This is a genomic window from Streptomyces sp. AM8-1-1 (assembly GCF_032229325.1).
Classification (GTDB): domain Bacteria; phylum Actinomycetota; class Actinomycetes; order Streptomycetales; family Streptomycetaceae; genus Streptomyces; species Streptomyces achmelvichensis.
This window is the reverse complement of record NZ_CP135086.1, coordinates 4885980-4901465: the sequence shown is the minus strand read 5'-3', so window position 1 is coordinate 4901465 and position 15486 is coordinate 4885980. Positions and strand designations below refer to the sequence as shown.

The 15486-nt window shown below is 69.6% G+C and carries 13 protein-coding genes and 1 tRNA gene; 5 read left to right on the top strand and 9 right to left on the bottom strand.

Translation table 11 applies throughout. The annotated features are described in order from the left end of the window. Positions 1–139 precede the first annotated feature (139 nt). Both RPQ07_RS22105 and RPQ07_RS22100 read left to right on the top strand, forming a co-directional pair. Positions 140–1360, top strand: a complete 1221-nt coding sequence (locus RPQ07_RS22105; protein WP_313945911.1) for an acetyl-CoA C-acetyltransferase — start codon at positions 140–142, stop codon at positions 1358–1360. Positions 1361–1929: 569 nt separating this feature from the next. Continuing rightward, positions 1930–2781 (top strand): hypothetical protein, encoded by an 852-nt coding sequence (locus tag RPQ07_RS22100; protein ID WP_313945910.1) that lies wholly within the window; start codon positions 1930–1932, stop codon positions 2779–2781. Between the two features lie 109 nt (positions 2782–2890). On the opposite strand, the gene RPQ07_RS22095 is transcribed toward RPQ07_RS22100, so the two are convergent. After that, positions 2891–3217, bottom strand: coding sequence for a hypothetical protein (locus tag RPQ07_RS22095; protein WP_313945909.1), 327 nt, complete (start codon positions 3215–3217; stop codon positions 2891–2893). Between the two features lie 99 nt (positions 3218–3316). On the opposite strand from RPQ07_RS22095, the gene RPQ07_RS22090 reads away from it, so the two are divergent. Beyond that, positions 3317–3547, top strand: a complete 231-nt coding sequence (locus RPQ07_RS22090) for a DUF4287 domain-containing protein (RefSeq protein ID WP_313945908.1) — start codon at positions 3317–3319, stop codon at positions 3545–3547. Between the two features lie 60 nt (positions 3548–3607). Here RPQ07_RS22090 and RPQ07_RS22085 read toward each other — a convergent pair whose 3' ends face one another. Together RPQ07_RS22085 and RPQ07_RS22080 are read right to left on the bottom strand one after the other, a co-directional pair. After that, a complete protein-coding gene (locus tag RPQ07_RS22085) occupies positions 3608–4498 on the bottom strand; it encodes a Bax inhibitor-1/YccA family protein (RefSeq protein ID WP_313945907.1) in 891 nt (296 codons plus the stop codon). Between the two features lie 187 nt (positions 4499–4685). Next, a tRNA-Leu gene (locus tag RPQ07_RS22080) sits at positions 4686–4768 on the bottom strand. 401 nt (positions 4769–5169) lie between these two features. On the opposite strand from RPQ07_RS22080, the gene RPQ07_RS22075 reads away from it, so the two are divergent. Together RPQ07_RS22075 and RPQ07_RS22070 are read left to right on the top strand one after the other, a co-directional pair. Continuing rightward, on the top strand, positions 5170–5940 hold the full coding sequence (locus RPQ07_RS22075) for an ABC transporter ATP-binding protein (RefSeq protein WP_313945906.1): 771 nt from the start codon (positions 5170–5172) through the stop codon (positions 5938–5940). A gap of 51 nt (positions 5941–5991) precedes the next feature. After that, positions 5992–8538, top strand: a complete 2547-nt coding sequence (locus tag RPQ07_RS22070) for an ABC transporter permease (RefSeq protein ID WP_313945905.1) — start codon at positions 5992–5994, stop codon at positions 8536–8538. A gap of 61 nt (positions 8539–8599) precedes the next feature. On the opposite strand, the gene RPQ07_RS22065 is transcribed toward RPQ07_RS22070, so the two are convergent. The 6 genes from RPQ07_RS22065 to eno all read right to left on the bottom strand — a co-directional run bounded on the left by RPQ07_RS22065 (position 8600) and on the right by eno (position 15249). Further along, a complete protein-coding gene (locus RPQ07_RS22065; RefSeq protein WP_313945904.1) occupies positions 8600–9889 on the bottom strand; it encodes a cyclopropane-fatty-acyl-phospholipid synthase family protein in 1290 nt (429 codons plus the stop codon). Positions 9890–10123: 234 nt separating this feature from the next. Then, positions 10124–11509, bottom strand: coding sequence for an NAD(P)/FAD-dependent oxidoreductase (locus tag RPQ07_RS22060; RefSeq protein WP_313945903.1), 1386 nt, complete (start codon positions 11507–11509; stop codon positions 10124–10126). A gap of 319 nt (positions 11510–11828) precedes the next feature. Beyond that, positions 11829–12758, bottom strand: coding sequence for a Ppx/GppA phosphatase family protein (locus tag RPQ07_RS22055; RefSeq protein WP_313945902.1), 930 nt, complete (start codon positions 12756–12758; stop codon positions 11829–11831). Beyond that, positions 12755–13351, bottom strand: a complete 597-nt coding sequence (locus RPQ07_RS22050) for a DUF501 domain-containing protein (protein ID WP_313945901.1) — start codon at positions 13349–13351, stop codon at positions 12755–12757. Before RPQ07_RS22050 ends, RPQ07_RS22055 begins: the two co-directional genes overlap by 4 nt. Positions 13352–13400: 49 nt before the next feature. Continuing rightward, positions 13401–13871: a septum formation initiator family protein gene (locus RPQ07_RS22045; RefSeq protein ID WP_313945900.1), complete on the bottom strand. Its 471-nt coding sequence runs from the start codon at positions 13869–13871 to the stop codon at positions 13401–13403. A 91-nt stretch (positions 13872–13962) separates the two neighbouring features. After that, positions 13963–15249 carry a phosphopyruvate hydratase gene (eno, locus tag RPQ07_RS22040; protein WP_313945899.1) on the bottom strand — a complete coding sequence of 429 codons (1287 nt, stop codon included), beginning with the start codon at positions 15247–15249 and terminating at the stop codon, positions 13963–13965. Between the last annotated feature and the right edge of the window lie 237 nt (positions 15250–15486).

The following is a 15486-nucleotide window of genomic DNA, read 5'->3' as shown; positions in this document are numbered from 1 at the left end:
GGCCGGCCGCACCCCTGCCGAAAAAGTGAGCGCTCGCTTAGAATTGAGGCGACCGTCACACCGGCGTACCCGTGACCCGGCCCGTACCTCCTAGTAACTTCCAGACAGTCCGCCCACCAGCACTCCTCCTGGAGCCGTGATGCCCGAAGCCGTCATCGTTTCCGCCGCCCGCTCCCCCATCGGACGGGCCTTCAAGGGCTCGCTCAAGGATCTGCGGCCGGACGACCTCACCGCGACGATCATCCAGACCGCGCTGGCCAAGGTGCCCGAGCTGGACCCCCGGGACATCGACGACCTGATGCTCGGCTGCGGTCTGCCCGGCGGCGAGCAGGGCCACAACCTGGGTCGCATCATCGCCGTGCAGATGGGGATGGACCACCTCCCCGGCTGCACCGTCACCCGTTACTGTTCGTCGTCCCTCCAGACCTCGCGCATGGCGCTGCACGCCATCAAGGCCGGCGAGGGCGACGTCTTCATCTCGGCCGGCGTCGAGATGGTGTCCCGTTTCGTCAAGGGCAACTCCGACAGCCTGCCGGACACGCACAACCCGCTGTTCGCCGAGGCCGAGGCCCGTACCGCCTCCGTCGCCGAGAAGGGCGCCGCGGACTGGCACGACCCCCGCGAGGACGGTCTCGTCCCGGACGCGTACATCGCCATGGGCCAGACGGCCGAGAACCTGGCGCGCCTCAAGGGCGTGACCCGTCAGGACATGGACGAGTTCGGTGTCCGGTCCCAGAACCTCGCCGAGGAAGCCATCAAGAAGGGCTTCTGGGAGCGTGAGATCACCCCGGTCACCACGCCCGACGGCACGGTCGTCAGCACGGACGACGGTCCGCGCGCGGGTGTCACGCTGGAGGGCGTCGAGGGCCTCAAGCCCGTCTTCCGCCCCGACGGCATGGTCACCGCGGGCAACTGCTGCCCGCTGAACGACGGCGCCGCGGCCCTGGTCATCATGAGCGACACCAAGGCCCGCGAGCTGGGCCTGACCCCGCTGGCGCGGATCGTCTCCACCGGTGTCTCCGGCCTGTCCCCCGAGATCATGGGCTACGGCCCGGTCGAGGCGTCCAACCAGGCTCTGAAGCGGGCCGGCTTGACCGCCGGGGACATCGACCTGGTCGAGATCAACGAGGCGTTCGCCGCGCAGGTCATCCCGTCGTACCGGGACCTGGGCATCCCGCTGGACAAGGTCAACGTCAACGGCGGCGCGATCGCGGTCGGCCACCCCTTCGGCATGACGGGCGCGCGCATCACGGGCACGCTGATCAACAGCCTCCAGTTCCACGACAAGCAGTTCGGCCTGGAGACGATGTGCGTGGGCGGCGGCCAGGGCATGGCGATGGTCATCGAGCGGCTGAGCTGAGCGGCAGCGGAGGGTAGGGGCTGTCGTTCGGATCAGGCTGGGTCAGTGAGCGGGGTCTGGTGCGTGCGATCGCAAGGCGGAGGAAGGAGCCGACGCGGAGCGTCGGCGACTGACGACAACGCGGCGAGCGTGCGTGCCAGGGCACGCGAGCCCCGGCAAGATCCGAACGACAGCCCCTGAGGGTCGCCCGAGGGACGAGGGCGGCACCTGCCCGCAGCGGAGGCGAAGCTCAGCGCGACCACAAGAACAGTGCGGCTGAGCTGAGCCGCAGCGGAGGGGTCGCCCGAGGCACCAGGGGCGGCCCTTGTCCGTAGCCCCGCGCAGCCCAGGCGGATGAGCCTCTGGACAGGTTTTCGGGCTCCTCGGAGCTCAAGTCGTGACCGAAACTCCCCCAGGATGTGACCTATCTCCTGGGGGAGCATCATTTCCCCAGGTCACAGTGGTTATCCCGCTAAACACCAGGCCCAAAGTCCTGTCCATTTCGTGACGTAATGCACTGACAGGGGGCGCGGGCTCCCCCCAAGCTGAGGTAGGAAGTCGGGGGTATCGATGGAACCGGGAGTATGTCAGTGAGCGCCATGTCTTTTGCCCTGCTGCTGACCACGGCCGCCGCGACGGCTGTGGGCGCCGCAGCCCTGCACGCCGCCCACGGGCTCCGCAAGCAGGTCACCGCCCTGCGCAGCGAGCTGGCCGAGGTGCACGGCACCGGGCCGAAGGTCTCCGTGCCGCAGGCCCGCCCCACCCCCGCCGCCGAGATACGCGAGGCCGTCGCCGAGGCCCTGGCCGAGGAGCGGGAACGCGAGCTCGCCGAGGCGCGCGCCTTCTGGGCCGCGCAGGAGTCCCGCGACGCCGCGGACGCCTCCCCGCGTCTCATCGGCGAGGCCCCCGTGACCCTGCTGGGCGGTCTGGTGGCTCCCGGTGAGGAGCTCCCGTTCTACGTCCCGCGCCAGTCGGACTTCGTGGGCCTGGAGGCCATGGACTTCGAGGCCGTCGAGGCGTTCGACGACATGGCGGACCTCCCCGAGGTCACCGAGTTCGCCGAGGACTCCCCCGAGCTGGCCGCGGCCCGCCGCCGCCACCCCTCGCACCCGGACTTCGTCCCGGTGCAGACGCCGGTCGTCACCGACCACGAGCGCACGGTCTCCCGGCTCGAAGAGCTGTCCGGGAACCGCACCGAGCTCGCCGACGTCCGGCCCGGCCCGCTCGGCACGCTCGACGTGTACGTCTTCGCCGACGGCACCACGCTCTGCATGACCCCGGGCCACCGCGAGACCGCTGAGCGCCTTGCCGAGGCCCTGCGGACCGGCGACACCCCGGTCCTCCTCGGCGGCTCCAGCATCTCGGGGGCGTACGCCCTCACGTTCGAGTGCGGCGAGGAGACGGTCTACATCCTGGCCGACCGCGTCATCGCCTCTCTCTGAGGATCCCCAGGGGCCTTCGCGGGCCCCTTCCGGGTCCCGCCCGGCGGGTCTCCCCCCGGAGCCCCCTCAGCGGTCCCCCAGGACCACAGCACGGCCCGCCGGCCCGGACCTACAGCCCGGCCCGCCCCTCGGCCGACCGGACCAGACTCACGGCCTCGTCCACCTCCGCCACGGAACGGGACGGGGCCGTCCGCAGCGCTTCGGCCAAATCCGTACCGGCCACCATCAGTTGATCCGCAACTGCGAAGATGCCCGCGTCCGGCATGATCGAAGGCTCCGTTCCCGGGGCCTCGATGCGCTGGGCCAGCCGCGCCAACTCCCTGGCCAGGTCCAGCCCTTCAGCCGCGGCACCCCGCTGCAGACGGCTCTGCGGAGCGGCCCGCAGACGGTCGGCGAAGCGGTCCACGGCGTCGGTCAGCTCACTCGTATCCAGCACGGTTCGACCCTATGTGCACCCCACGGACTGTTGCCAATACGCGAACACTCAGGCACGGTGGCGTGAAGGAGCACACGCGCAACGCGTCCGGAGGCGCCGATGTCCCAAGTCTTCTCCGAAGAGACCCATCGAAATCTGCTCTCCCGAATCCCTCATTGCACCGGTCGTGAGATCTCCGACTGGCTCCGCGCCGTCGACGAAGGCCCCTCCCTCTTCCGCTTCGAGGAGAAGGTGAGCTGGCTCCGGAGCGAACACAACCTCGCATACGGGCATGCCAAAGCGATCATCCACGAGTACGACCTGAGGCGCGCCGCGCGCAAACTGCTCTAGGTCTCGACGCCGAAGGGCCCGCAGGCAATGCCTGCGGGCCCTTCGTCATTGCGTGGTCGGCTAGTCGTTGCCCTGAAGGATCGACAGGAGACGCAGCATCTCCAGGTAGATCCACACCAGGGTCAGGGTGAGGCCGAAGGCCGCCAGCCACGACTCCTCGCGCGGAGCGCCGTACGTCACACCGTCCTCGACCTGCTTGAAGTCGAGGGCGAGGAAGCAGGCACCGAGGATGATGCCGATCACACCGAACAGGATGCCGAGACCGCCGCTGCGGAAGCCGAGGCCGTCACCGCCGCCGAAGACGGAGAACAGCAGGTTGGCCACCATCAGCAGCAGGAAGCCCATGGCGGCCGCCATCACGAAGCCGTAGAAACGGCGCGTGACGCGGATCCAGCGCATCTTGTAGGCGAAGAGGACACCGGCGAAGACACACATGGTGCCGAGGACGGCCTGGACCACCACACCGGGGCTGATGTAGGTGCTGACCGCGCTGGAGATGACTCCGAGGAAGACACCCTCGAACGCGGCGTAGGCCAGGATGAGCGCCGGTACCGGCTTGCGCTTGAAGGCCTGGACGAGCGACAGGACGAGAGCCACGAGGGCCGCGCCGATCGCGATGCCGTACGACTTGCCGATGTTGGCCTCGTCGACCGGCAGCAGGACCCAGGAGAGAACGGCGGTGATCACGACGGTGCCGAGCGTCATCGCGGTGCGCGAGACGACATCGTCGATGGTCATCACATCGGCGCGGGCGGGCGCCTGCGGTCCGGCACCGGTCTGGGTGTCGGCCGGGGCGTACGGGTTGGTCGCGTACGGGTTGCCGGTGCCCTGGGCGTAGGGGTTGTTTCCTACGGCGGGGCCCCCGGCCTGCGGCTGCTGCGCGTTGAAGCCGGCGTAGCCGCTGTCACGGCTGAACCCCCGTCGCGAGAAGACCGGGTTGCTGCTCCTCATCTCACTCCTTCATGGCCGCCCAGCGCGGCCTTGAAGTCAAGAGTAATGCGCGAGCAAAAGAAGCACCCTAGTGCTCGGGGAGGATCTTTCCACGATCGTGACCGGCCGGGGTCCGACGGCCGGTGTCCCCGTGACGTCCGACACTTGGGTTTTCAACGATTTTGAGGGGGTAACCGGGCGTGCGAGGTGCCCGGAGCCGGACTTGAACCGGCACGCCCGCGAAGGGCAGCGAGGTTTAAGCTCGCCGTGTCTGCATTCCACCATCCGGGCCAGGTGCGCGGCTCCGCGTAAGCACAGGAGCCTATCCGGGTAGATCGACGTGCCCGGCCGGCCGTGGCCCGATGTTGTCTTATTTTATTGCCGCCTGAGGGTGCGTCAGCCCAGGTCAGATGGCATGCCGGGGCAGCCGGCCCGACAGGTGGGCGCCACCGCACCCCCATGGGATTGACGGAAACTCGCCGCCTCGGCCCGCCCGTCGGCGGCCCCTCCCGCCGGCCCGCGCCACCGGTCCCCTCTCAGGGGCACCGTCATACCAAAGGAGGAGGAGCGGGGCGCGTGGTCCGACCCAAGAGGGCCCCGGGAACGGGCACGGGGACTGACGATCCGCGGCCGCGGGGCAGACACGATGGGAGGGTCCCCGATGCTCACCCCATGTGACAGGAGCCCTCCTCGTGACCACCACGCCCATCGCTCACCGCGCCACCGCCGTGGCCGCCCGCGCCACGGAACTGTCCAAGGTGTACGGCCAGGGCGAGACCCAGGTGGTCGCGCTCGACCGGGTCACCGTCGACTTCCAGCAGGCGCAGTTCACCGCGATCATGGGCCCCTCGGGCTCCGGCAAGTCCACGCTGATGCACTGCGTGGCCGGCCTCGACACCTTCAGCTCCGGGTCCGTGCGCATCGGCGAGACCGAACTCGGCACGCTCAAGGACAAGCAGCTCACCCAGCTTCGCCGCGACAAGATCGGCTTCATCTTCCAGGCGTTCAACCTGCTCCCGACGTTGACCGCCCTGGAGAACATCACGCTCCCCATGGACATCGCGGGCCGCAAGCCGGACAAGAAGTGGCTCCAGAACGTCATCGACATGGTGGGCCTGCACGACCGCCTCGGTCACCGCCCGACCCAGCTCTCCGGCGGTCAGCAGCAGCGCGTCGCCGTCGCCCGCGCCCTGGCCTCCCAGCCGGAGATCATCTTCGGTGACGAGCCGACCGGAAACCTGGACTCCCGCTCCGGCGCCGAGGTGCTGGGCTTCCTGCGCAACTCCGTACGCGAGCTCGGCCAGACCGTCGTGATGGTCACCCACGACCCGGTGGCCGCCTCCTACGCCGACCGGGTGATCTTCCTCGCGGACGGCCGGATCGTCGACGAGATGATCCACCCCTCCGCGGACGGCGTCCTCGACCGCATGAAGGAATTCGACGCCAAGGGCCGGACCAGCTGACCACCCGCCGATCCGTCGACCTCCGGCTCTCACCACAGGACTGACACAGACATGTTCCGTACCGCCCTGCGCAATGTGCTTGCGCACAAGGCCAGACTGCTGATGACCGTGCTCGCCGTCATGCTCGGCGTGGCCTTCGTCTCCGGCACCCTGGTCTTCACCGACACCCTCGGCAACGCCTACCGCAACCAGTCGGCCAAGAGCTACGACGACGTCGCCGTCGCCGTGACCACGTACGGCGGGCAGGACGACGGCAAGAAGTCCGGCGTCGACACCGCGACCCTGGAGAAGATCCGCGCTCTGGACGGGGTCGCCGAGGCCACCGGGCGGGTCTCCGGCTTCGCCGGGGTCGCCGATCAGGACGGCAAGCTGATCGGCAACGGCTGGTCCAACACCGGGGCGAACTACAGCCCGGGCAAGAACGGCAAGGATGCCGCGTACGCCTTCACCGACGGCTCGGGCCCGGTGAAGAACGACCAGATCGCGCTCGACAAGGACTCCGCGGCCAAGGGCAAGTACGAGGTCGGCGACACCGTACGGGTCGCCACCAACGGGCCGGTGAAGGAGTACACCCTCGCCGGTGTCTTCACCACCGAGGACGGCGCCGTGAACGCGGGCGGCAGCCTCGTGCTGTTCGACACCGCCGTGGCGCAGAAGCTGTACCTCCAGCCCGGGTACTTCAAGGACGTCACGATCGCCGCCGAGCCGGGCGCGTCCGACGCGAAGCTCCTCGACGCCGTCCAGCCGCTGCTGCCGAAGGACTCCGAGGCACAGACCGGCAGCGAGCTCGCCGACAAGCAGGCGAAGGACATCGAGTCCGGGCTGAGCAATCTCAACACGATGCTGCTGGCCTTCGCCGCCATCGCCCTGTTCGTCGGCGTCTTCCTGATCGCCAACACCTTCACCATGCTGGTCGCCCAGCGCACCAAGGAACTCGCCCTGCTGCGGGCCGTCGGCGCCTCCCGCCGGCAGGTCAAGCGCTCGGTGATCCTGGAAGCCCTGGTCGTCGGCGTGATCGCCTCCGTCGTCGGTTTCGCGCTCGGCATCGGACTGGCCACCGGACTGCGTTCCGCGATGGGCTCGTTCGGCGCCAAGGTCCCGGCCGGACCGCTGATCGTCTCCCCCACCGCGGTGCTCTCCGCCCTCGGCGTCGGTGTCCTGATCACCGTCCTCGCCGCCTGGCTGCCCGCCCGCCGGGCCGCGAAGATCCCGCCGGTGGCGGCCATGGGCAGCGCCCATCTGCCCGCCAGCACCAAGTCGCTGGTCGTGCGCAACACCCTCGGCAGCATCATCACGCTGGGCGGCGCCGCGGCCATCTTCGGCGGCGCGGCCGTCGGCAAGGACACCGGCCGCATGCTCATCGGTGCCGGTGCCTTCCTGGCGCTGATCGGCATCATCGTGCTGATCCCGCTGCTGTCCCGCCCGGTCATCGCACTCGCCAAGCCGGTGCTGCACCGTGTGTTCGGGGTGTCCGGCAAGCTCGCCGGCAAGAACGCGGTGCGCAACCCGCGCCGTACCGGAGCCACCGCCTCGGCGCTGGCGATCGGGCTCACGCTGGTCACCGGCCTCACCGTCATCGGTGTCACGCTGGGCCAGGCCATCGACAAGATGACCACCGACAACATCCGCGCCGACTACATGGTCACCATGGCGGGCGGCGGTGCCCTCGACAAGTCGGCGCTGACCGCGCTGGAGAAGGCCGACGGCGTCACCGCGGTCTCCCCGCAGCAGGCCACGTCGGTGAAGGTCAAGGGCACCTACCACTCCGCCTCCGCGGTCACCCCCGGCGACGTGCAGCAGGTCTTCGACCTGAAGCTCCTCTCCGGTTCCCTGGACACCCTCGGCAAGGGCGGGATCGCCGTCGCCGAGAAGACCGCGAAGTCCAACGGCTGGAAGGCCGGCGACAAGCTTCCCGTGACGGTCGGCGACGACCAGGAGGGCGGCAAGTCGGCGACGAAGACGATGACGGTCGGCGCGATCTACGAGGACAACGAGTTCCTCTCGCCGGTCGTGGTGCCGACCTCGCTGGTCGCGCCCTTCGAGCCCAAGCCGTACATCCCCGAGATCTGGGTGAAGACGGACGGCGGCGCGAGCAAGGCCAACGAGCAGGCGCTCGTGGACGCGCTCGGTGACAACCCGGCGATGAGCGTCATGGACCGTCAGGACATCCGCAACATGTTCGGCGGAATGATCAACACGATGCTGAACATCATGTACGGGCTGCTCGCCATGGCTCTGCTCATCGCGGTGCTCGGCGTCGTCAACACCCTCGCGATGTCCGTCTTCGAACGCCAGCAGGAGATCGGCATGCTGCGGGCGATCGGCCTGGACCGCGGCAAGGTCAAGCGCATGATCCGCCTGGAGGCGGTGGTCATCTCGCTGTTCGGCGCGGTGATCGGCGTCGGCCTCGGTACGTTCCTGGCCTGGGCGATCGGCGAGACGATCCGCTCCAGCATCCCGAACTACGCACTGGTCCTGCCGTGGGAGCGGATCGGCATCTTCCTGCTGCTGGCCGGAGTCGTCGGTGTGCTGGCCTCGCTGTGGCCGGCCCGCAGCGCCGCGCGGCTGAACATGCTGACGGCGATCAAGACGGAGTAGCCGCCCGTCCGCACAAGGGCCCCGCGATCGAACCGGTCGCGGGGCCCTTCGCGTCTCCCGGTCAGCGCCAGTCGCGGGTGCGCAACGGCAGTCCCGAGTCACCGCTCGGCGGGGTCCGCACGGCCAGGACCTGGTTGACGCCGATCTTGCCGTGCTCGAAGGCGAGGGCGCAGGCGGCCATGTACAGCCGCCAGACGCGTGCCCGTCCGGGCGAGCTGTGGCGTACGGCGCGGCGCCAGTCCGCCTCCAGATTGGCCACCCAGCGGCGCAGGGTCAGGGCGTAGTGCTCGCGGATGGACTCGACGTCCCGTACCTCGAAACCGGCCAGCTCCAGGGTGGCGACGGTACGGCCGAGGGGGGCAAGCTCGCCGTCCGGGAACACGTACCGGTCGATGAACGGGTCGAGACGGTAGTCGGCCTCGTCGCGCTCCGGGCGGCGCGCGATCTGGTGGTTGAGCAGCCGACCGCCGGGCCGCAGCAGGGTCAGAAGCTGCTCGGCGTACTCCAGGTAGCGGACCTGGCCGACGTGTTCGGCCATGCCGATCGACGCGACGGCGTCGAACGGACCGTCCCTGACGTCCCGGTAGTCCTGGACGCGGATCTCGATGCGGTCAGTGAGGCCGGCCTCCGCGATGCGCTTGCGGGCGTAGGCGGCCTGCTCGCGGGAGAGGGTGACGCCGGTGACCTGGGCGCCGTACTCGCGGGCCGCGTGCATCGCCAGCGAACCCCAGCCGCAGCCCACGTCGAGCAGCCGGTCGCCCTGCTGGAGCGCCAGTTTGCGGCAGACGAGGTCGAGCTTGTCCCGCTGGGCCTCTTCGAGGGTGCCGCCGTCGCTCCAGTAGGCGCACGAGTAGACCATGGACGGCCCGAGGACCTGTTCGTAGAAGCCGTTGCCCACGTCGTAGTGGTGGCTGATGGCCTGTCTGTCCCGGCGCCTGGTGTGCAACGGGCCGCTGCGGCGGCGCACTTCCTCGGGCGGCGGGGGCGGCGGCGGCAGGGCGCCGCCGATCGAGAGCAGCGCGCGGGCGGCGGTGCGCAGACGCGGGTCACGCACGGGATGAACGGCGGGAGCGAGGTCCTCCTCGCGCTCCCAGATGATGCCGGAGAGGAGATCGAGAGCGGCGTAGAGGTCGCCCTCGACATCGATCTCCCCGGCCACCCAGGCGCGGGCCAGCCCGAGCTCGCCGGGCCGCCACAGCAGCCGCCGCAGAGCCCGCCGATGCCGTACGACGAGCACGGGCGCGCCCGGCGGCCCCGATTCCGATCCGTCCCAGGCCCGCACGCGGACCGGCAGCGGAAAACCGAGCAGTTCTTCGGCAACGGTGGTCAGCCGCAGTGCGGCGTCGGCCATGGCGAACACCTCCGTGACGGTGGGTCCCAGAAATCCACGTTTCCGAGAACAACCCGACCCTTGTGGGTGCTTCCCGTGACACGCAATGCCCAAGCAAAAGGTGCGGTCCGCACACCCATCAGGCCCCATCGGGCACGGTGTTCGAAGGAGGCGCACCCCCCGGAATCCCCCCGGACATGCCGGAGGGCCGCCCGCACCACGGATGGCGGACGGCCCTCAGGGACAGATGCCGCGTCAGGAAGCCTTGGCCTTCTCCGGGGCCGGCGCCGCCGCCGTCACCGCCGGAGCGGGCTTGGCCGCCTCGTAGAACTCCTCGCGCGGCGTCTCGATCGCGCCCAGGGACACGACCTCACGCTTGAGGAACATCGCCAGCGTCCAGTCGGCGAAGACACGGATCTTGCGGTTCCAGGTCGGCATCGCCATACCGTGGTAGCCACGGTGCATGTACCACGCCAGCCGGCCCTTGAGCTTGATCTTCACCTTGCCCATGACGATCATCGCGACGCCCTTGTGCAGGCCGAGCCCGGCGACCGCACCCTTGTTGGCGTGGCTGTACTCCTTCTGCGGGAAGCCCCGCATACCGGAGATGACGTTGTCACCGAGGATCTTCGCCTGACGCAGCGCGTGCTGTGCGTTCGGCGGGCACCAGGCGTTCTCCACGCCGGCCTTGCGGGCCGCCATGTCCGGCACCTGGGCGTTGTCGCCCGCGGCCCAGATGTAGTCGGTGCCCTGCACCTGGAGGGTGGTGGCGGTGTCGACGTGGCCGCGCGGGCCGAGCGGGAGGCCGTAGCGCGCGAGCGCCGGGTTCGGCTTCACACCGGCGGTCCACACGATGGTGTTGGAGTCGACCTCGAGGCCGTTCTTCAGCACGACGTGGCCGTCCACGCAGGAGTCCATCGACGTCGAGAGGTAGATCTCGATGCCGCGGCCCTCGAGGTGCTCCTTGCCGTACTTGCCCAGCTTCGGGCCGACCTCGGGAAGGATCTTGTCCGCCGCGTCGACGAGGATGAACCGCATGTCCTCGCGCTTGACGCTGGCGTAGTACTTGGACGCGTCCCGCGCCAGGTCCTCGACCTCACCGATGGTCTCCGCACCGGCGAAGCCGCCGCCCACGAAGACGAAGGTCAGCGCCCGGCGGCGGACCTCCTCGTCGGTGGTCGAGTCGGCCTTGTCGAGCTGCTCCAGCACGTGGTTGCGCAGGCCGATGGCCTCCTCGATGCCCTTCATGCCGATGCCCTGCTCGGCGAGGCCGGGGATCGGGAAGGTACGGGAGACCGCGCCGAGCGCGACGACCAGGTAGTCGAACGGCAGCTCGTACGCCTCGCCGACGAGCGGCGAGATCGTGGCGACCTTGCGGTCCTGCTCGATGGTCGTGACCCGCCCGGTGAGCACCTCGGCCTTGGGCAGGACGCGTCGCAGCGGGACGACGACATGCCGGGGCGAGATGCTGCCGGCGGCAGCTTCGGGAAGGAAGGGCTGGTACGTCATGTACGAGCGCGGGTCGACGACCGTGACGGTCGCCTCGCCGTAGCGCATCTTCTTCAGAATGCGCCGGGCTGCGTACAGGCCTACGTACCCACCGCCTACTACGAGGATCCGGGGACGCTCCGTGGTGCTCATGCCATCGAGTATCCACCCCCCTCGGAGGGGGTGCTCGTGAGCCCCTTCACAAGGAGTGGACCCACCTCTGCTACACTGCGCGGCCCACGTGATGGAGGTCATGATCCCGAAAGGGAACCACGCCCCCCACGGAGACGTTGTTCACCCCCTGTGAGCTGCTCGCTTGAGCGAGCCCCGGGGTGAACCACCGTCGCGTCCCAGCCGCCCGGCAGTGGTCCGGAACGGCCGGGCGGGTGCCCGGCGGGCCCCTGTCAGGGGGCCTCGCCGACCATTCGGCCCCCTGAAGCGCCCATCAGGGACCATTTCCTTGTGAAGAACTTCACGAAGTTCGTTCGGCGGCGACGGACCAGGCGATCCCGTCCAGGATGTCGTGCTCGCTCACGACCACTTCCCGGGCCCCGATCCGCTCCATGACGGCGAGCAGGACAAGGGCTCCGGCGACGATGACGTCCACCCTGCCCGGGTGCATCACGGGGATCGCCGCCCGCTCGTCGTGGGTGGATTCCAGGAGCCTGCGCGTCACCTCGGCGACCTTCTCGTAGGAGATCCGCGCATGGTGGATCGCCGTGGAGTCGTACGCGTCGAGGCCGAGCGCGATGCCCGCGACGGTGGTCACCGAACCGGCGAGACCGACGAGGGTGCCGGCGCCCCTCAGCGGGACGGTCAGCTCCGCGAGGTCGAGCGCCGCCTCGATGTCGGCCCTTATGGCGGCGACCTCGGCGGCGGCCGGCGGATCGCTGCGCACATGGCGTTCGGTCAGCCGTACGCAGCCGATGTCGACGGACCGGGCGGCCTCGACGGTATGCCGGCCGATGACGAACTCGGTGGACCCGCCGCCGATGTCGACGACCAGGCGCTCCTCGTCACCGGCAAGCTCCTTGGTGGCACCGGTGAAGGAGAACTCCGCCTCCTGGTCACCGGTGATCACCTCGGGCTCGACGCCCAGGATGTCGAGGACGCCCCGGACGAAGTCCTCCCGGTTCTCGGCGTCCCGGGAGGCGGAGGTGGCGACGAAGCGCACCTTCTCCGCGCCGTGCTCCTTGATGATGTCCGCGTACTCGCGGCAGGCCGCGAAGGTGCGCTCCAGCGCCTCGGGGGCGAGCCGGCCGGTGCGGTCGACGCCCTGGCCGAGGCGGACGATGGTCATCCGGCGGTCGAGGTCGACGAGTTCGCCCGTGGCGGGGTCCGCGTCGGCGACGAGCAGCCGGATCGAGTTCGTGCCGCAGTCGACGGCGGCGACCCTCGTCATGCCGGGCCGCCCTCGTCGCCGCCGCCCGCCGTCGTGTCCGCCGTCGTACCCGCGGCCGCCGTGCCCGGCTCGTCCGCGATCCCCGCGGAGACGCACGGGCCCTTGCGCCACCACTCCGGCAGCATCGCGATCGCCTCGTCGCCCAGCGGGTTGACCCCCGGGCCCGCCGCGAGCGAGTGGCCCACCAGGACGTGCAGGCACTTCACCCGGTCCGGCATACCGCCCGCGCTCGGGAAGTTGGCCAGGACCTCGATGGCGTCACGGCGCGCGATGTAGTCCTCGTGGGCCGCCCGGTAGGCTGCCGCCAGTTCGGGATCCGTGGCGAGCCGCTCGGTCATCTCCTTCATCACGCCGTTCGCCTCCAGCGTGCCGATCGCCGACGCCGCCCGCGGGCAGGTCAGGTAGTACAGCGTCGGGAACGGGGTGCCGTCCGGAAGGCGGGGTGCCGTCTCGACGACATCGGGCTGCCCGCAGGGACAGCGGTGCGCGATGGCGCGCAGTCCGCGCGGCGGACGCCCGAGCTGCTCCTTGAACGCGGCGATGTCCGCGTCGGTGGGCTCGGTCGGATCGGTGTGGGGAGGAGGGGTTTCCATGCCTGCCTTGGCTCTACGGTTCTACGGTTCTACTGGCGTGCGGTGCCGTCTACCGGCGGTCGGCGGTGTCGACGCCGTCCCAGACGTTGGAGTACCAGGGACGGTCTGCCGCCCCTTCCTCCGTACGGCGCTTCTCCGCGACTTCGGGGTCGATCATGATGTAGCCGGTCTCGCCCGGCATCACGTAGTGCAGATGCTCGCGGGCCAGCCGCTTGACGTACATGTCGTCCTGGAGGCGTGCCTTCTCGTCACGCAGCTCCTCGACCTGCTGCTCCGCCTCGGCCATCCGGCGCCTCTGCTCGGCCATGTCGGAACGCTGGGAGACGTACTGCCGCATCGGATAGGCGAGGGCGACGACGAGGGAACAGACGATCAGGGCGAGGAACGCCGCACGGCCGGTGAGCCGGGAGCGACGGGCCTGCCGCCGGGTCTGGGAGCGGTAGACACGAGCCGCGGTCTGCTCGCCGAGCAGCCGCAGCCTGGTCGCGGTGGAGAACCGATCCCGGTCCTTCGCGGCCATGTCCTGCCTCCCCTGTTACGTGCGCACGTCCCCGGACACGGTACGGGACCGCGGCCGGGGACGTGTGGACGACTTGCTAGCCCGCTGCGACCTAGCCCTTGAAGCGGGGGAAGGCGCTGCGGCCGGCGTACACCGCGGCGTCGTCGAGGATCTCCTCGATGCGCAGCAGCTGGTTGTACTTGGCGACGCGCTCGGAGCGGGCCGGGGCGCCGGTCTTGATCTGGCCGCAGTTGGTGGCGACGGCGAGGTCGGCGATGGTGACGTCCTCGGTCTCACCGGAGCGGTGGGACATCATGCACTTGAAGCCGTTGCGCTGGGCCAGCTCGACGGCGTCCAGGGTCTCGGTCAGCGAACCGATCTGGTTGACCTTGACCAGCAGGGCGTTGGCGGAGCCCTCCTCGATACCGCGGGCGAGGCGCTCGGGGTTGGTGACGAACAGGTCGTCGCCGACGATCTGGACCTTGCTGCCCAGCTTGTCGTGCAGGACCTTCCAGCCGGCCCAGTCGTCCTCGAACAGCGGGTCCTCGATGGAGACCAGCGGGTAGGAGGCGACGAGCTCCTCGTAGTACTCGGTCATCTCGGCGGCCGAGCGGGACTTGCCCTCGAACTCGTACGCGCCGTCCTTGTAGAACTCGGACGCGGCGACGTCGAGCGCGAGCGCGATGTCCTTGCCGGGGGCGTAGCCGGCTTCCTTGATGGCCTCGAGGATCAGGTCCAGGGCGGCGCGGTTGGAGTCGAGGTTCGGCGCGAAGCCGCCCTCGTCACCGAGACCGGTGGACAGGCCCTTGGTCTTCAGCACCTTCTTCAGGGTGTGGTAGACCTCGGCGCCCCAGCGCAGCGCCTCGGAGAAGGACTCCGCGCCGATCGGGGCGATCATGAACTCCTGGATGTCCACGTTGGAGTCGGCGTGCGAGCCGCCGTTGAGGATGTTCATCATCGGAACGGGCAGCAGGTGCGCGTTCGGGCCGCCCAGGTAACGGAAGAGCGGCAGGTCGGAGGCCTCGGAGGCGGCGTGGGCCACGGCGAGCGAGACGCCGAGGATGGCGTTGGCACCGAGCGAGGACTTGTCCGGGGTGGCGTCCAGGTCGAACATCGCCTGGTCGATCAGGCGCTGCTCGGTGGCGTCGTAGCCGACGAGCTCCGGGCCGATCTGCTCGATGACGGCGAGGACGGCCTTCTCGACACCCTTGCCCTGGTAGCGGTTCTGGTCACCGTCGCGGAGCTCGAGAGCCTCGAACGCACCGGTGGATGCGCCGGACGGAACTGCAGCACGACCCGTGCTGCCGTCGTCGAGGCCAACCTCGACCTCGACCGTGGGGTTGCCTCGGGAGTCCAGGATTTCCCGGGCTACGACGACGTCGATGGACGGCACGAGCATCTCCTTCTGGGATGTGACGCTTGGAGTGCAGGGTCTCATTGGCCTTGCGGCACGAGCCTAACCGGCGGCGGGGCATCAGCCGCCCGATGCCCGCCTCCTGGGACGAAAAAGGGCATGAACAGCGGGTGCTGGGGACAAAACGCCCCCAATCTACCCATGGGTAACAGAGAGAACCCCGGCCCGGCGCGTACGGGGGATGCGCTCCGGACCGGGGTGGTCTGTGTCCCGGGCGGGCCG